17 protein-coding genes are annotated in these 16,392 nt (G+C 68.1%); 12 read left to right on the top strand and 5 right to left on the bottom strand.

Features of this window, described 5'->3' with window-relative positions; translation table 11 throughout:
* Positions 1-72 precede the first annotated feature (72 nt).
* On the bottom strand, positions 73-2,643 hold the full coding sequence (gene pepN / locus AB0F43_RS05490; RefSeq protein ID WP_360471000.1) for an aminopeptidase N: 2,571 nt from the start codon (positions 2,641-2,643) through the stop codon (positions 73-75).
* Between the two features lie 109 nt (positions 2,644-2,752).
* Between pepN and AB0F43_RS05485 the strand changes: the two genes are divergently transcribed.
* The 3 genes from AB0F43_RS05485 to AB0F43_RS05475 all read left to right on the top strand — a co-directional run bounded on the left by AB0F43_RS05485 (position 2,753) and on the right by AB0F43_RS05475 (position 4,735).
* Positions 2,753-3,367, top strand: coding sequence for a DsbA family protein (locus AB0F43_RS05485; protein ID WP_360470997.1), 615 nt, complete (start codon positions 2,753-2,755; stop codon positions 3,365-3,367).
* Positions 3,368-3,443: 76 nt separating this feature from the next.
* On the top strand, positions 3,444-4,247 hold the full coding sequence (locus AB0F43_RS05480; RefSeq protein ID WP_360470995.1) for a hypothetical protein: 804 nt from the start codon (positions 3,444-3,446) through the stop codon (positions 4,245-4,247).
* Positions 4,248-4,267: 20 nt separating this feature from the next.
* On the top strand, positions 4,268-4,735 hold the full coding sequence (locus AB0F43_RS05475) for a ribose-5-phosphate isomerase (RefSeq protein WP_360470992.1): 468 nt from the start codon (positions 4,268-4,270) through the stop codon (positions 4,733-4,735).
* On the opposite strand, the gene AB0F43_RS05470 is transcribed toward AB0F43_RS05475, so the two are convergent.
* Positions 4,699-4,902 (bottom strand): hypothetical protein, encoded by a 204-nt coding sequence (locus AB0F43_RS05470; protein ID WP_360470990.1) that lies wholly within the window; start codon positions 4,900-4,902, stop codon positions 4,699-4,701. The two genes, AB0F43_RS05475 and AB0F43_RS05470, sit on opposite strands and share 37 nt — an antisense overlap.
* A gap of 10 nt (positions 4,903-4,912) precedes the next feature.
* Here AB0F43_RS05470 and AB0F43_RS05465 point away from each other — a divergent pair, with 10 nt between their 5' ends.
* From AB0F43_RS05465 to AB0F43_RS05425, 9 genes are all read left to right on the top strand, one after another.
* Positions 4,913-5,740 carry a DNA-formamidopyrimidine glycosylase family protein gene (locus AB0F43_RS05465; RefSeq protein WP_360473024.1) on the top strand — a complete coding sequence of 276 codons (828 nt, stop codon included), beginning with the start codon at positions 4,913-4,915 and terminating at the stop codon, positions 5,738-5,740.
* Between the two features lie 63 nt (positions 5,741-5,803).
* Positions 5,804-6,898, top strand: a complete 1,095-nt coding sequence (locus AB0F43_RS05460; RefSeq protein WP_360470987.1) for a PP2C family protein-serine/threonine phosphatase — start codon at positions 5,804-5,806, stop codon at positions 6,896-6,898.
* A 35-nt stretch (positions 6,899-6,933) separates the two neighbouring features.
* Positions 6,934-7,434: a hypothetical protein gene (locus AB0F43_RS05455; protein WP_360473022.1), complete on the top strand. Its 501-nt coding sequence runs from the start codon at positions 6,934-6,936 to the stop codon at positions 7,432-7,434.
* 46 nt (positions 7,435-7,480) lie between these two features.
* Positions 7,481-7,918, top strand: a complete 438-nt coding sequence (locus AB0F43_RS05450; RefSeq protein WP_360470984.1) for an SRPBCC domain-containing protein — start codon at positions 7,481-7,483, stop codon at positions 7,916-7,918.
* The gene (locus AB0F43_RS05445; protein WP_360470981.1) at positions 7,915-8,298 is read left to right on the top strand and encodes a metalloregulator ArsR/SmtB family transcription factor; all 384 of its coding nucleotides are present in this window, start codon (positions 7,915-7,917) and stop codon (positions 8,296-8,298) included. Before AB0F43_RS05450 ends, AB0F43_RS05445 begins: the two co-directional genes overlap by 4 nt.
* A gap of 37 nt (positions 8,299-8,335) precedes the next feature.
* Positions 8,336-8,776 (top strand): nitroreductase family deazaflavin-dependent oxidoreductase, encoded by a 441-nt coding sequence (locus AB0F43_RS05440; protein ID WP_360470978.1) that lies wholly within the window; start codon positions 8,336-8,338, stop codon positions 8,774-8,776.
* A 186-nt stretch (positions 8,777-8,962) separates the two neighbouring features.
* On the top strand, positions 8,963-9,691 hold the full coding sequence (locus AB0F43_RS05435) for a CDP-alcohol phosphatidyltransferase family protein (protein WP_360470975.1): 729 nt from the start codon (positions 8,963-8,965) through the stop codon (positions 9,689-9,691).
* A complete protein-coding gene (locus tag AB0F43_RS05430) occupies positions 9,692-10,528 on the top strand; it encodes a hypothetical protein (protein WP_360470973.1) in 837 nt (278 codons plus the stop codon).
* 1 nt (position 10,529) lies between these two features.
* Positions 10,530-11,432, top strand: a complete 903-nt coding sequence (locus AB0F43_RS05425; protein ID WP_360470970.1) for a pyridoxal-phosphate dependent enzyme — start codon at positions 10,530-10,532, stop codon at positions 11,430-11,432.
* A gap of 49 nt (positions 11,433-11,481) precedes the next feature.
* On the opposite strand, the gene AB0F43_RS05420 is transcribed toward AB0F43_RS05425, so the two are convergent.
* The 3 genes from AB0F43_RS05420 to AB0F43_RS05410 all read right to left on the bottom strand — a co-directional run bounded on the left by AB0F43_RS05420 (position 11,482) and on the right by AB0F43_RS05410 (position 16,306).
* Complete coding sequence (locus tag AB0F43_RS05420; protein WP_360470967.1) at positions 11,482-12,651, bottom strand: AAA family ATPase; 1,170 nt, start codon at positions 12,649-12,651, stop codon at positions 11,482-11,484.
* A 125-nt stretch (positions 12,652-12,776) separates the two neighbouring features.
* Positions 12,777-14,645 (bottom strand): ABC transporter ATP-binding protein, encoded by a 1,869-nt coding sequence (locus tag AB0F43_RS05415; RefSeq protein ID WP_360470965.1) that lies wholly within the window; start codon positions 14,643-14,645, stop codon positions 12,777-12,779.
* A complete protein-coding gene (locus tag AB0F43_RS05410; protein WP_360470962.1) occupies positions 14,642-16,306 on the bottom strand; it encodes an ABC transporter ATP-binding protein in 1,665 nt (554 codons plus the stop codon). The genes AB0F43_RS05415 and AB0F43_RS05410 overlap by 4 nt, the downstream gene beginning before the upstream one ends.
* Between the last annotated feature and the right edge of the window lie 86 nt (positions 16,307-16,392).

The raw sequence follows: 16,392 nt of genomic DNA, 5'->3' as shown, positions 1-16,392 counted from the left end.
CGACCCAGTTTTACCGCTACCGGGTCCAAGACAACACCGGCGGTCTCACCGAGAGACCGCCGGTGTCGTGTTTCAGCTTGCGTCGCGGGCCTGCGCCGCCAGGGCGCGGGTCAGGTCGGCCTGGGCCTCGCTGACGTAGCGCTGGGTGGGAGCGTCCACCGACGACGCCTCGGTCGACAGCCAGGACGTGAGCGCGTCGAGCGTCGACTGCTCGGGCAGGTTGCGCGGGGAGAGGTAGACCAGCACGTTCTCACCCATCGAGGAGCCGAGCCGGGTGTAGACGTCCTTGGCCGCGCTCAGGTACTTCTCGACGTACGGCCGGAGCAGGTCCTCCTGGCCGGGTTGCTGGAAGCCGAGGATGGTGCGGAACTGCGTCTCATTCGGGGTGTCGCCGGCCTCGACCGCGATCCGCCACGCCTCTTCCTTGGCCTCCGCGGTCGGCCGGGCGGCCCGTGCCTGTGCGGCCCGCTCCTGGCCGGTGATCGTGGTGTCGCGGGTCAGCTCGTCCTCGATCTCGTCGGCGCCGATGCGGCCGAGCCGGGCCAGCGCGACGATCAGCGTCCAGCGCAGGTCGGTGTCGACCACCAGGCCGGACGGCAGGTCGCGGTCGTCGAGCCACGCGGCCAGCCGGTCGGCGCCGGTTGCGGAGAACACCGCGGAGCTGTAAGCCCGGGCGAACGCGAGTTGGTGGTCGCTGCCCGGCTCGGCGCCGGCGAGCAGGTCGGCGAGCGCCGCCTCGAACCGGTCCCGCAGGGCAGGCCTGTTCTCCGGGGCCGCGTAGAGGTTGATCGCGCTGGTCGCCTGGGACAGCAGCGACCGGACACCGGTCAGGTCGGTCTCGGTCTTGATACCGCGCAGCACGATGTCGACGTACTGGCTGGCCGGCATCTCGGCGTCCCGGGTCATGTCCCAGGCGGCACCCCAGGCGAGTGCCCGAGGCAACGATTCGGTCAACTGGTCGATCGAGTCGACCAGCGTGGCCCGGGACCGCTCGTCCAGCCGGATCTTGGCGTAGGTCAGGTCGTCGTCGTTCAGCAGGACCAGGTCCGGCTGGGAGGCACCGGTCAGCTCGGGCAGCTCGGTCCGTGGGCCGTCGATGTCGACCTCGAACCGCTCGGTCCGGACCAGGCCTTGTTCGGTACGGCGGTACAGCCCGACGGCCAGCCGGTGCGGCCGCAGGACCGGGAAGTTCTCCGCCGCGGTCTGCTCGATCGCGAACGACGTGAACGCACCCTCGGCGTCGACGGCGAAGTCGGCCCGCAGAGTGTTGACGCCGGCTGTGCGCAGCCAGCGTTCGGTCCAGTCGTCCAGGTCGCGCCCGGACGCCTTCTCCAGCGGCTTCAGCAGGTCGGTCAGCTCGGTGTTGCCGAACGCGTGGTCGGAGAAGTACTCCTTCAGCGCGGTGATGAAGGTGTCCTCACCGACGAACGCGACCAGCTGACGCAGCGTGGAGGCGCCCTTGGCGTAGGTGATGCCGTCGAAGTTCACCTCGACCGCGTGGAAGTCGACCATGTCCGCGGCGATCGGGTGTGTCGAGGGCAGCTGGTCCTGCCGGTAGGCCCAGTTCTTCCGCGCGTTGCAGAAGGTCGTCCAGGCACCGGCGTACTTGGTCGTCGCGACCGCCTGGGCCCAGTGGCTGGCCCACTCGGCGAACGACTCGTTCAGCCACAGGTCGTCCCACCAGGTCATCGTGACCAGGTCGCCGAACCACATGTGCGCGAGCTCGTGCAGCACGGTGTTCGCCCGGGACTCCATTTCGGCATGCGTCGTCCGGCTGCGGAACAGGTACTCGTCCCGCAGGGTGACGCAGCCCGCGTTCTCCATCGCGCCCATGTTGTACTCCGGCACGAACGCCTGGTCGTACTTGTGGAACGGGTACGGCGTACCGAACGCCTGCTCGAACAGCTCGAAGCCCTGCTTGGTCACCTCGAACAGGTCGTCGACGTCGAGCGCGTCCTTCAGCGACGGACGGCACAGCAGCGACAACGGGTAGCTGCCGTGTGGCCCGTCGTACGTGTCGGTGACGACGTGGTACGGACCGGCCACCACAGCGGTGATGTACGTCGACATCCGCTCGGTCGGCGGGAACTCCCACCGGGCCAGCTCCTCACCGTTCTCGCCGGAGTACGGCGTGGGCTCGGGCGTCGGCGCGTTGGAGATGACCACCCAGCGGGCCGGTGCGGACACGGTGAAAGTGAAAGGGGCCTTGAGATCTGGCTGCTCGAACGTGGTGAACACCCGACGGGCGTCCGGCACCTCGAACTGGGTGTAGAGGTAGGTCTCCTTGTCGGCCGGGTCGACCGAGCGGTGCAGCCCTTCACCGGTGCGCGAGTAGGTGCAGTCCGCGACCACCGTCAGCTCGTTGCGGTCCGCCAGCTCGTCCAGCTGGACGCGGGCTCCGTCGTACACCGTCTCCGGGTCCAGCGAGCGGCCGTTCAGGGTCACCTCATGCACCCGCTCCGCGATCAGGTCGGCGAAGGTGCTCGCGCCGGCCGTGGCCGCGAAGGTGATGGTGGTCACCGACCGGAAGGTCGGAGCGCCGCTCGGGGCAGTGGTCAGGTCCAGCTCGACCGCGTAGCTGACATCGCTGACCACCCCGGCACGGGTACGCGCCTCATCGCGCGTCAGGTTGGTTCCAGGCATGTCGGCATCCTATGCACCTGGCTGCCAGGTTCGCTGAGGGTTTCCCCGCGACATTGGGCCATGGATACCAAACCGGTGCCAAGTGGTTCGACTTTGTATGATGGCGAATATGACTGCCCCCGCCGATTTCTGGTTCGACCCCGCCTGCCCCTGGGCCTGGATGACGTCTCGCTGGATGCTCGAGGTCGAGCAGGTCCGGGACGTGACGACGACCTGGCACGTGATGAGCCTGGCCGTCCTGAACGATGGCCGCGACCACCTTTCCGATGACTACAAGAGCCTCCTGAAGAACGCCTGGGGCCCGGTCCGGGTCCTGATCGCGGCCGAGCAGGCGCATGGCAACGAGGTGCTGCTGCCGCTGTACACCGCGCTCGGGCAGCGGATCCACGTCGACGGCCGAGGCATCGGTGACGGCAAGGGCGACGTGGTGAAGGAGGCCCTCGCGGAGGTCGGGCTGCCGGCGTCGCTGATCGAGGCTGCCGACACCGACCGGTACGACGACGCGCTGCGCAAGTCGCACCACGCCGGGATGGACCTGGTCGGGATGGAGGTCGGTACGCCGGTCATCGCGGTCGAGGGCAGCGCGTTCTTCGGCCCGGTGGTCACGCCCGCACCGAAGGGCGAGGCGGCCGGCAAGCTCTGGGACGGCGTCCGGCTGGTAGCCGGCACCGAGGGCTTCTTCGAGATCAAGCGGACCCGGGACCGCGGCCCGATCTTCGACTGATTCGGTCTGTGCTTCACGGCTTGTTTCGATCCGCGCCAGCTGGTGAAGGTTGCTCACCAAGAGTTTCCCTCCGGTGGTGAGTAGGTTCCAGATGACGATGCGTGACGAACGGTCGGAAATCGTTGCCCTACCCGACGGCGTGACGGCGGGATACGCCGTCTTCGACCGCGGGACCGGGCGGTTCGTCCAGCAGCACAACGCGAACCATCGATTCCGGTCCGCGTCCGTGGTGAAGCTGCTCATCGTGCTCGACTACCTCTGGGATCGTGCTCCGGCGTACGACGTTCCGGCCGAGGACCGCACCCGGATCGAGGTGATGTTGCGCAGCAGCGACGACGACGCGGCGAGTCACTTCTGGGAACAGCTCGGCGGCACCGCGATCGTCGACCGGATGGTGACGCGGCTCGGCCTGACCCACACGGCCGGGCCGCCCGCCACCCACCCGGGCTTCTGGGGGTACGTCGCCATCACGGCCGCGGACACGATTCAGGTCTATCGGTACATCCTGGACCAGGCGCCACAGCCGGTGCGGGAGTTGGTCATGGGCCAGCTGCACCAGGCGACGCAGTACGGAACGGACGGCTTCGACCAGTTCTTCGGGATCGCGTCCGTCTTCGATCGTGATTTCAGCATCAAGCAGGGCTGGTCAGGCTTCCACGGGTCGAGTGGCTACGGCACGGACACGGCCAAGCCGGTGGACAGCCCGGTGGATCTGGTCAGCGATGCCTTGCACACGACCGGGACGGTAGGGCCGGACGATCGGGTCATCGTGGCGGTGTTCACGCTCCATCCGGCGGGCACGCCGTACGAGAAGGCGTCCGCGGAGGTGACCGGGTTGACCGGGGCGCTGACCGTGCCCGGCGTACCGGACCGTCGGTAGGGGATGCGAGACTGCGGGCCATGCGAGTGCACATCGGCTCCGACCATGCCGGCTTCGAACTGAAGAACCACCTGGTCCAGCACCTCACGGCTGCCGGACACGACGTCGTCGACCACGGCCCGGCCGTGTACGACGCGGTCGACGACTATCCGCCGTACTGCCTGCGGGTCGGCGAGGCGGTGGCGAAGGAGGACGGCAGCCTCGGCGTCGTGGTCGGGGGCTCCGGCAACGGTGAGCAGATCGCGGCCAACAAGGTGAAGGGGGTCCGGGCGATCCTGGCCTGGAGCACCGACACCGCGCGGCTCGGCCGTGAGCACAACAACGCGAACGTGATCAGCGTCGGAGGCCGGATGCACTCCGAGGAGGAGGCGACCGGGTTCGTCGAGACCTTCCTGGCCACCGACTACTCGGGCGAGGGCCGGCACACCCGCCGGATCGACATGCTGTCCGCCTACGAGTCGACCGGTGAGCTCCCGCCGCTGCCCTGATCCTTGCCGGCCTCCTGCTCGTCCTCCGCCGGCGGCAGCACCGGCCGGCGGTTGACCGGCTGCGACGGCCGGGAGACGTCGCGGGCCCGCATCGAGCGACCCGTGCCGACAACCGCCGGAGTAGGCGGCCCGCTCCGGCCACCTTTCGCACCACCTGTCGTCCCCATAAGAGGAATGATGCCCGAAGGTCACACTCTGCACCGGCTGGCGAACGACGTCTGGGACGCGTTCGGCGGCCGCCCGGTCCAGGCGTCCAGCCCGCAAGGCCGGTTCGCCGACGGTGCCGCACTGCTGAACGGACACGTGCTGCGGCAGACCGAGGCCCATGGCAAGCACTTCCTCGCCGACTTCGAGGGCGCCGGCTGGCTGCACATCCACCTCGGCCTGATCGGCAAGGTCGACTTCGGGCCGGCGCCCGTACCCGAACCGGTCGGCCAGGTCCGCCTCCGGTTGCAGAACGAGTCGTCGTACGCCGATCTGCGCGGAGCGACCGTGTGCGAGGTGCTGACCGATCCGGAACGCGAGGCGTTGATCGCACGTCTCGGCCCGGACCCGCTGCGCGACGACGCTGACCCGGAGCTGGCCTGGAAACGGATCCACCGCAGCAAGCTGCCGATCGGGCAACTGCTGATGGACCAGGCAGTACTCAGCGGCGTCGGCAACGTCTATCGCGCCGAGGTGCTGTTCCGGGCGAAGCTGCATCCGATGACCCGCGGCCATCTGGTGAGGAAGCGCGAGTGGCAGGGGATGTGGGACGACCTGCTGGAGTTGATGAAGTACGGCGTCGAGACCGGCCGGATCGATACCGTTGCCGACGACCACACCCCGGAGGCGATGGGCCGCGACCCGCGCCAGGATGACCACGGCGGCGAGGTGTACGTGTACCGGCGGCACGGGCAGCGGTGCCACGTCTGCCACTCGGTGATCCGGACCGAGCTATTGGCCGGGCGCAACTTGTTCTGGTGCCCGAAGTGCCAGCGCACCGGCCTCACTCGCAAGAGCTGACAGTCATCAGTTGTGTTACGAGCGGATGCGCGGACCGGTCGGTCCCGTTATCTTCTTCACACCATGAACAAGAGCGGCGGTCTCACGGAGGTACGACGGATCGGCCGCCGGGTCGAGGCGCTGGTCCGGCGCGCGCGCAGATCCAACCGGCTGGCGTTCGCCGCGCTGCTGCTGCTGTCCGTGGCCTTCGCCGCGTTCAGCCTGGCCTGGCCGACGCATGTGCCCGCCGCCGTCCTGATCATTCCGCTGCTGCTCGGCGGACTGCTGCTGCGCTTCCGGCAACTGGTCGCGCTGACTCTGATCACCCTGACCTTCGGTTCGTTCGTCGTCATGTCGCAACCGTCGTCCCTGCCGAAGATGGGCTTCGTCCTGGTGCTCGGCGTGGTCGGCTGGATCGTCATCACCAGCGCGAAGGTGCGCAGCCAGCTCGGCGTACCTGGGACGCGCGGCGAGTCGATGCTGATGGAGTTGCGGGACACGCTCACCGCTCAAGGCGAACTCCCGGACCTGCCGGCCGGGTGGCGGGCCGAGGCCGCGATCCGGTCCGCGGGTGGGTCGACGTTCTCCGGTGACTTCGTCGTGTCGACGACCCGCGCCGACGTACTCGAGGTCGCGCTGGTCGATGTCTCGGGCAAGGGAATCGACGCGGGTACCCGGGCGCTGCTGCTGTCCGGTGCGTTCGGCGGGCTGCTCGGCGTCGTACCGGTGGAGGAGTTCCTGCCGTCGGCGAACCGGTACATGCGGCGGCAGGACTGGGACGACGACTTCGCCACCGTGGTGCATGTCGTGGTCGACCTGAAGACCGGGGACTTCGACGTACGGACGGCCGGTCATCCGCCGGCGATTCAGTTCGACGCGTGGTCCGGGCGTTGGCAGACCAGAGATGCCGACGGCCCGTTGCTCGGACTGATGGAGGCACCGGAGTTCGAGGCGAACCACGGGCAGCTGAAGCCGGGGGATGCGCTGTTCCTCTACAGCGACGGAATGGTCGAGACGCCGCTGCGCGACATCGGGCGCGGGACCGACCGGCTGGCGGGGCACGCGGAACGCCTTGTCGCGCAGGGGTTCGAGGGTGGTGCCGCGGAGCTGGTCGCGGCGGCGGGCGGTCCGGGCGACGACTCCGCGATCGTCATCATCCATCGCACGGCGCGCGGCTGAGGCCTGCGGATGGCGTAACCTGCTCGGTCGTGACGATGGACAGGGATGTCTCGTTTGACGCCGGCGCCGATGTTGCTCCCGATGTCTCGTTGGAGGCCGGCGCTGTTGGTGGGCGGGTTGCTCCCGATGTCTCGTTCGAGGAGTTGCTCGCGTCGATGCCGGACTCGGTCCGCGACGTGTTCCCGCCGTACCGCTGGCAGCTGGAGAAGCTGTGGGAGCTCGACCTCAAGGTCGAGCCGGTGGAGGTCGCCGACCTGGTCTGGATGTTCGACCTGCCGCTGTGGCAGCTCGACGGCGAACGCTTCAAGGTCACCCCGAACCAGGTCGCGGCCACCCCGATGAACTTCCGCGCCCACTACCAGCGGGTGATGGACGCCGACCTCGACCACCCGATCAACCTGGTCGCCTACCGCGGCCGCCTGGTCGTCCTTGATGGCGTCGAGCGCCTGCTCAAGGCCCATTTCCTCCGCCGCCGCTGGATCGAAGCCACCATCGCCACCGCCACCCAACTCCAGTCCTGCGCGCTGCCGATGTGAAAGTGGCGACTTGCGCGTCAAAGGCGTTTGATGGCAGGGTGGGGGTATGGAGAGCAGGGTGGAGCTTGAGGTGTACGTCGAGGCGCGGCCGGAAGTGGTGTGGGCGGCTGTGACTCAGCCGGAGAGCATTGCCCGGTGGTATGCGTTCGGCGGCGCTGAGATCGATCTGCGGCCGGGCGGTCGGCTGGTGATGCGGTGGGACGAGCACGGGGAGTTTCTCGGATTCGTGGAGAAGGTGGAGCCAGGACGGCGGTTCGCGTATCGGTACGCCGTCGATCCGGGCGTCGATCCGCTGCCGGGGAATTCGAACCTGGTGGAGTTCACCCTCACGCCGGAAGGTGAGGGGACCAGGTTGCACGTGGTGGAGAGCGGGTTCGATCGACTGGAGGTGTCGGCGGAGGAACAGGAGAAGCGGGCCGAGGAGTCGGCGCAGGGCTGGGATGCTGGTCTCGCCGCCCTCACGGAGTTGGCGCCAACGTTGTGAACGACCCTGAGCATCCCGTCGTTCGGGTCGATGGGGTGCTGGAGGCGCTGGGTGATCCGACGCGGCGGATCGTGGTGGAGTTGCTGGCGGCCCACGGTGGAGGTACGGCGACCTCGCTGGCCGGCGAGTTGCCCGTGACCAGGCAGGCCGTGGTGCAGCATCTCGCCGTACTGCGGGAAGCCGGCCTGGTCGAGAGCCGCCGCGAGGGCCGCGAGGTTCGCTTCGAGCTCCGCACGGCCGCACTGACCGCCACCGCAGCCTGGATGGCGGACGTCGCGGCCCAGTGGGACCGCCGCCTGAAGGTGATCGCCGAAATCGCCGAAACGGCACAGGTCGAAGCCGCGCTGGCGCCCCCGGAGGGAGCTGACGACGCGCCGTGATTGTTGATGATGACGTATCACCATTAGAGTTGGTGACATGACATCGAAGAACGACGACTACGCCCCGAGTCCGACCGACTGGGTCCGGACCCAGGTGGAGAAGGTCGAGGCGGCCGGCACCACCGAGGCGGTCGACATCATGGGTATGCCGGTCGTGCTGCTCACCATGCGCGGCGCCAAGTCGGGCAAGCTCCGCAAGGTCCCAGTGATGCGGGTCGAGCACAACGGCGTGTACGCCGCGGTCGCCTCGCTCGGCGGCGCCCCCAAGAACCCGGTCTGGTACTACAACCTCAAGGCCGACCCGAAGGTGACGCTCCAGGACGGCGAGGTCACCAAGGAGTTCGTCGCCCGCGAGATCGAGGGCGCGGAGTACGACGAGTGGTGGGAGCGGTCGGTCGCGGCCTACCCGCCGTACGCCGAGTACCAGACCAAGACCACCCGCAAGATTCCCCAGTTCGTGCTGGAGCCGGTGCGGTAAGGCCGGACACCGCTGCGGTTGCGCGCTGATCGGGTGCGCGGACGGTGGGTTAAGTCCGCGCACAGATCCGGCGTGGAAGGGCAGGGGGTCAACGGCACCGCCCTCGGCTTGTGAGACGCTGGCGCGAGTAGTCCGGCGCGCTGCGTCGACCGAGTTCTGGGAGTCGTCCTGACCACACACGACGCGGTGCGGGAACCGTTCGTCGGGTCGACGCGGTTGCGTCTGGCCGGACTGGCACTGCATGCCTATACCGCGAGCGGAACGGTGCTCGCGCTGCTGATCGTCATCGCTGCCGTCGACGGGGATGCCGTCCGCGCGCTCTGGCTCGGCCTGGCCGCACTGGTGATCGACGGAACGGACGGGATGCTCGCACGCCGGCTACGGGTGAAGGAGACCATCCCGTGGTTCGACGGCGCGATGCTGGACAACATCGTCGACTACCTGACGTACGCGTTCGCCCCGATCGTCCTGCTCTGGACCGGCGACTACCTGCCGGAGGGGGCCTGGGGTGCGGTCCTGGCCGCGCTGCCGTTGCTTGCCTCCAGCTACCAGTTCTGCCGGGTCGACGCGAAGACCGACGACCACTTCTTCCTCGGCTTCCCCAGTTACTGGAACGTGGTCGCGTTCTACGTGGTGATCCTCGGCCTCAGCCCGGTCACCACCGGCGTGATCCTGGTGGTCTGCTCGGTGCTCGTCTTCATCCCGGTGAAGTACGTCTACCCGTCCCGGACCAAGGCGTTCCGGTCGCTGAACCTGCTCACGACGGCGATCTGGCTGGCGTCGTACGCCGTACTGCTCGCCCAGATGCCGAACCCGAACGCCATCGTGGTCGCGATCTCGCTGGCCTATCTTCTGTACTACGGGGTCCTCAGCCTGTACCTGACCTTCTGGGTACCCCGACGCAAGGTCGCCTAGGTGGTTCTTGGTCTTGGCGCGGCGTTGGGTGCCGCGGTGCTTTTCGGTGTCGCCGCGATTCTGCAGGCCGTCGGTTCGCGCAAGGTGCCGACCGAGTCTGAACTGGACCCGCGGCGGCTCGCCGGATTCGTTGTCGCATTGCTCAAGCAGCCGGCCTTCCTCGCCGCCCTGGTACTGAACCTGGCCGGCTTCGCACTGCACTTCGTCGCCCTGCGCCTGCTGCCGCTCTACCTCGCCCAGGCGGGGATCGCAGCCAGTCTCGTGGTCACCGCTCTGCTGGCGACCCGGCTGATGTCAGATCAGCTGAGCGCGCTGGAATGGTCCGCCGTGATCGGGGTCTGCGTAGGTCTCGGCCTGCTCGCGGTATCGGCCGGCCATGCGGGTGACAGCACCCGTCACCAAGGCCTCACCATCGGCATCATCGTCGGCCTCGTGCTCATCGCCGTACTCGGCGCCTTGGCCAGCCGGTCTAAACACGGCGTCTCCACTGCTTTGCTCGGCCTCTTGGCCGGACTCGGGTACGCCGGCGTCGCGATCTCGGCGCGATTGCTCCAGGACGGCTCGATCGCCGAGTTGCTCAGCAGCCCCACGACGTACACCTTGCCGATCAGCGGGGCGCTGGCGTTCATCCTCTACTCGCTGGCACTCCAGCGCGGTTCGGTGACACTGGCAACCACCCCGATGATCGCCCTCCAAACGATCACCCCGGCCGCCGTCGGCGTCTTCGTCCTCGCCGACGCCGTCCGTTCCGGCTGGTGGCCCGGCGCCATAGCCGGCTTCATCCTGTCCGCCATCGGCTCCCTCATCCTGGTCCGCTTCGAATCCGTCAAGGACTAAGGTGCGTGAGCTTCAGTCGGTTGATCCTCGGCTGCCGTCCCCGGTGGCGGAGCTTCACGATGACCGCCTGGCCGGCTCGGGCGTTCGTGTCCTGCTCAAGCGTGACGATCTGATCCACCCCGAGATCCCCGGAAACAAATGGCGCAAGCTGAAGTACAACGTCGCCTCGGCGCGCGAGCGCGGGCTGGATACGCTCCTGACCTTCGGCGGCGCCTACTCGAACCACATCCGGGCCACAGCCGCGGTTGGCCACTACGGCGGCTTCAGGACGATCGGCGTGATCCGGGGTGAGGAGCATCTGCCCCTGAACCCCTCGCTCGCCTACGCCACGGCCCGCGGTATGCGGCTCACCTATCTCGATCGGACTACCTACCGCGCCAAGACCTCGGATGCCGTGATCAGCGGCTTGCGCCGAGAGTTCGGCGAATTCCACCTGCTCCCTGAAGGCGGCAGCAACAGTGCCGCTGTGCTCGGATGCGCAGAACTTCCGGCCGAACTGACAGAGCCGTTCGACGTGCTGTTCTGCGCGGTTGGCACCGGCGGCACGCTGGCCGGCGTCGCAGCGGGACTGACCGTGCATCAATTGGTGGTCGGTGTTCCGGTCCTGAAAGGTGGCGGCTTTCTCGAGGGTGAGATCGTCGAGCTGCAGCAGGCCACCTATAACTCGCGGGTCGGTACGTGGCGCCTCGAATGTGACTACCACTTCGGTGGCTATGCGAAGCGGACGCCTGAGCTGGAAGCCTTCATCGAGGATTTCGACGCGAGACATGGCATGCTGCTTGATTGGGTGTACGAGGCCAAGATGATGTACGCACTCGTCGACCAGGTGAGTCGCGGAGCGTTCGCCAGCGGTACGACGATCATTGCCCTCATCAGCGGATCCGGTGACGTCCCCGAGCTGTGACTTCAGTCCTCGAATCGAAGAGTACGGCGGTGGCGCGATCTGGATTCACCTAGCGCGTCGGCCATTTCCAGGGTGGTTCGTCGAGGGGGCGTTGGCCGGCGATGGTGGTGGCGCCGTGGTCCTTGATGAGCTCGATGGTGTGGAGGTCGTCGGCGAGCGCCTCGAGGGCGGCGAGGAACGGGCGGGAGTGCGTGACGATGATGACTTGTGCGTCCTTGGCGGCAGTGACGACGAGATTCGCGAGTGCGGGCAGGAGGTCCGGGTGGAGGCTGGTCTCGGGCTCGTTCAGGACCAGGAGCTCGGGCGGGCGTGGGGTGAGCAGGGCGGCGACCCAGAGCAGGTAGCGGAGGGTGCCGTCGGAGAGTTCGGCGCCGGAGAGCGGTCTGAGCAGGCCATGCTGACGGAAGGCGATCTCGAATCGTCCGGCCGCGTTGACGATCTCGACGCGACTGCCGGGGAACGCCAGCTCGATCGCCTCGTCGAGCGCGCCCTTCGCGCCGATCTCCCGGATCGTCTGGAGCGCGGCAGCGAGATCGGCGCCTTCCGGGTCGAGGATCGGGGTGCGGGTGCCGATCTGGGCGCGTCGAGCTGGTGCATCGGTGTCGGTCCGCAGGTGGTCGTAGAACCGCCAGGCTCGCATGCGTTCGCGCAGGGCGAGGAGCTCGGGCGCGCGCTGGGGGTCGGCGAACTCGCTCAGCATGCTGTCGAACGGCTGGAGCACGTGCCCGCCGTCCTGCCACTGACCATCGCTGTCGCGGATGCGCGCCCCGCCGCCACCACGCTCCATCAGCAGCGCCGCCGGCCGCAGGAAGGGCCCGGCCCAGAGCGACTCACGTTTGATCACCGGATCCAGATTGAACGCCGATGGTTCGTTGCGTACGCCGCTTGTGGGTATCGGCAGCCCGAAGTCGACGGCGTACCCGTAGTCCTCGGACGCGAATCCCATCCGGAGCGCCACCGGCCCGGTCCGGACAGTGCCCTGCACCGGTCTGTCTTTGCGTACGTGCTCAGGACCCGCCCACAGCGTCGACTGAAGACCGCCCTCACGTGCCAGGGCCGCGACGGCGCCGTTGCGGGATGCGTCGGCCAGCAGGCGGAGAGCGCGGTAGAGGCTGGACTTCCCCGTACCGTTCGCCCCGGTCACCACGTTCAGCCCGCGCAGGGGCATGACCAACCGCCGCAATGACCGGTAGTTCTCCACCGCCAGCGTCGTCAGCATGCCGTTCACGCTACCGACCCGCCCCGACAGAATCCGCCGGGAATCACCTGCAGGCGACACCACAGGCAGTCGCTCGGCGGGCGCGTGGGGAGGAACAACCCCACGCGCCCGCAAGCACATCAACCTCAGGCCAGGGAGTCTTCCCAGGCCTGGTGGAGGCCGGCGTAGTTTCCTCCGGTGGTGATGAGGTCGTGCGGAGCGCCGTCCTCGATGATTCGGCCGTGTTCGAGGACCAGAACACGGTCCGCGGTCTCGACTGTGGAGAGGCGGTGCGCGATGACGATCGCCGTACGGTCGGCCAGGATGGTCCGGAGCGCGCGCTGGATCAGCCGCTCGCTGGGGATGTCGAGGCTGGATGTCGCCTCGTCCAGGATCAGTACAGCGGGATCCGCGAGGAACGCCCGGGCGAACGCGACCAACTGTCGCTGACCGGCGGACAACCGGCTGCCGCGCTTCTCCACCTGCGTCTCGTACCCGTCCGGCAGCGCCATGATGAAGTCGTGCGCGCCGATCACCTTGGCCGCCTCGACCACCTCGTCGAGGCTGGCGTCCGGTTTGCCGAACCGGATGTTGTCCGCGACCGTGCCGGTGAAGAGGAAGTTCTCCTGGGTCACCATCACCACCCGCTCGCGCAGGTCGTCCTCGGTGAGGTCACGCAGGTCGATCCCGTCCAGCAGCACGTGACCGCCGGTCGGGTCGTAGAACCGGGCCACCAGCTTGGCGATCGTGGTCTTGCCGGCTCCCGTCGTACCGACCAGTGCAAGTGTCTGACCGGCCGGCACATCCAGGTCGAGGCCGGGCAGCACCGGTACGCCGTCGACGTACTGGAACCGCACGTTGCGCAGCTCGAGGTGACCGCGGCTCTTGCCGGGACGCACCGGCTTGACCGGCTCCGGTACGTCGGGCTTCTCGTTGAGCACGCCGGACAGCTTCTCCAGCGCCGCGCTCGCGGACAGGAAGGTGTTGTAGAACTGCGAGATGTCCTGCAGCGGCTCGAAGAACTGCCGCAGGTAGAGCAGGAACGCGGTCAGCACACCGACCGTCACGTGACCGTGGTAGGCCTGGTAACCGCCGTACGCGAGGATCGCGACGATGGTGATGTTGCCGACGCCCTTGATCGACGGCATGAAGATCGCGTTCAGCCGGAACGACTCCAGGTTCGCCTCCCGGTACTTGTCGTTCACGCCGTGGAAGATCTCCTCGTTGCGCGGCTCCCGGCGGAACGCCTGCACCGCGCGGATCCCGGTCATCGACTCGACGAAGTGCACGATGACCAGGACGACGGCCTCGCGGGTACGGCGGTACACGACGGCGGACCGGCGCCGGAACCAGGCGGTGATCAGGATCAGGGCCGGGAACGACAGCAGCGCCAGCAACCCGAGCTTGAAGTCAAGCGTCAGCAGCAGGATCGCCGTGCCGATCAACGTCAGCAGCGCCGTGACCAGGCTGTCGAAACCGTTCGCCAGCATCTCGTCGATGACGCCGACGTCCGAGGTGAGCCGGGAGATCACCCGGCCCGAGGTGTACTTGTCGTGGAACGACGGGCTGAGCCGCTGGAAGTGGTCGAACACCCGGCGGCGCAGGCCGAGCAGGACGGTCTGGCCGAGGCGTCCGGACCGCATCAGGAAGAGCTGGCGCGCGAACGCCTGCAGCAACGCCATCGCGAACACGGTGATCACGACAGTGATGAGCGTCGTCGCGCCCTCGCCGGCCAGGATCGGTGGGATGCCGTTGTCGATGCCGAGGTGGACCAGGTACGGCACCGAGAGCCGCGCGCCGTTCTCGACCACCACGATCACGACCAGGATCCAGATCAGCTTGTGGTACGGCCGGAGCAGCTCGCCGAGCAGCTTGCGGGAATCCTCCTTCAGCCGGATGGTCGTTGCCCTCGACAACTCCCGGTCGCCCTCGTCCTCGAAGTACCCCCGCCAGGATTCCTCCGGCGACTTCTCCTCCTCGGCGTCGGGCGGCGGAGGTGTCTGCTCGGTTCTCATGCGTGCACCTCCTCTTCCTCGGCGGCGAGGAGCAGCCGGTACGCCGGGACGTCGGTGAGCAGCTCGTGGTGCGTGCCGACGTGGGTGATCGTGCCGTTCTGCAGCAGGGCCACCTTGTCCGCCAGCATCACTGTCGACGCGCGGTGCGCGACCACGATGCCGGTGGTGTCGGCGAGGACGTTGCGCAGCGCCTCCTCGACCAGCGCCTCGGTGTGTACGTCGAGTGCCGACAGCGTGTCGTCGAGCACCAGGACGGCGGGCTTGGCGAGCACCGCCCGGGCCAGCGCGAGTCGTTGCCGCTGGCCACCGGACAGCGACATCCCCTGCTCGCCGACCCGGGTGTCCAGGCCCCACGGCAGGTCGTTGACGAACTCGGCCTGGGCGACCTGGAGTGCCTGCTGGATCTCCGCCTCGGTCGCGTCCGGCCGGCCGAGGGTGAGGTTCTCCCGGACGCTCATCGAGAACAGCGTCGGGTCGTCGAAGGCGGAGGCCACCGCACCGCGCAGCGACTCCAGGGTCAGGTCACGCAGGTCGTGCCCGTCGATGGTGATCCGCCCGCCGGTCACGTCGTACAGCCGCGGCACCAGGGCGGTGAGGGTGGTCTTACCGGACCCGGTCGCGCCGACCAGGGCGAGCGTCGTACCGGGGGTGAGGTCGAGGTTGACGTCGTGCAGGATCTCGGGGGAGTCGGGTGAGAACCGGAAGCTGACGTGCTCGAACCGCAGGTGGCCGCGGGGGTTCGTCAGCTCCTCGGTACCCGACTGGATGGTGGACCAGGTGTCCAGGATCTCGCTGATCCGGTCCGCCGCGGTCATCGACTCCTGCGCCATCGCCAGGATGGCGCCGAGGGACGTGACCGGCCAGATCAACGACAGCATCAGCGTGATGAACGCGACCAGCGTGCCGAGCGTGATCGCCTCCCGGCCGACGGCGAGCGCGCCGAGCAGCAGCACGATCACCAGGGTCAGGTTGGGGATCACGCCGAGGAAGCTCCAGAACCTCGACGCCAGCCGGACCTTGTCCACCGAGGTGTTGAACAGCGTGACCGCGCCCTCGTCGAACTGCTGCTGGACGTGCTGACGCCGGCCGAACGCCTTGATCACCCGGAACCCAAGCGCGGACTCCTCGATCTGCGTGGCCAGGTCGCCCTGCTGGTCCTGGACCTGGCGCGAGATCACCAGGTACTTCTTCTCGAACCGCAGCGACACCCAGATGATCGGCACCGCCGCCAGCAGTACGACGAGGCCGAGCGGCCAGTACAGCTGCAGCAGCAGGGCGGTGACGACCACCAGTTGGAGGATGTTCATCACCAGGAAGAGCAGGCCGAAGCCCATGAACCGGCGGATGGTGGACAGGTCGGTGGTGACGCGGGACAGCAGCTGGCCGCTCTGCCAGCGGGTGTGGAACTCCATCGGGAGCGACTGCAACCGCACGTACAGGTCGTGCCGGAGGGTGGCCTCGAGGTCGCTGACGGTCCGGGACTGGGCCCACCGGCGGACCCAGACCAGCAGGACTTCGGAGATGCTGAGGCCGAGGGCGAGCAGCGCGAGCGGGACCAGCAGGTCGAGCTCGCGGCGGGTGACCGGACCGTCGATGATGGCCCGGGTGACGAGGGGAACGGTGAGGCTGACGCCGACGCCCAGCATGGCGGTGGAGAACATCGTCGCCAAACGCCAGCGGTGTGGTCGGAGGTAGGGTCGGAGCCGCCAGAGGTTGCGGCTGCGTTCGGGGGCTCGGGTGGTAGGGG

Origin of the sequence: Kribbella sp. NPDC023972 (assembly GCF_040639075.1) — a bacterium.
In the GTDB taxonomy this organism is placed as follows: Bacteria; Actinomycetota; Actinomycetes; order Propionibacteriales; family Kribbellaceae; genus Kribbella.
This window is presented reverse-complemented; position numbering and strand designations above follow the sequence as displayed.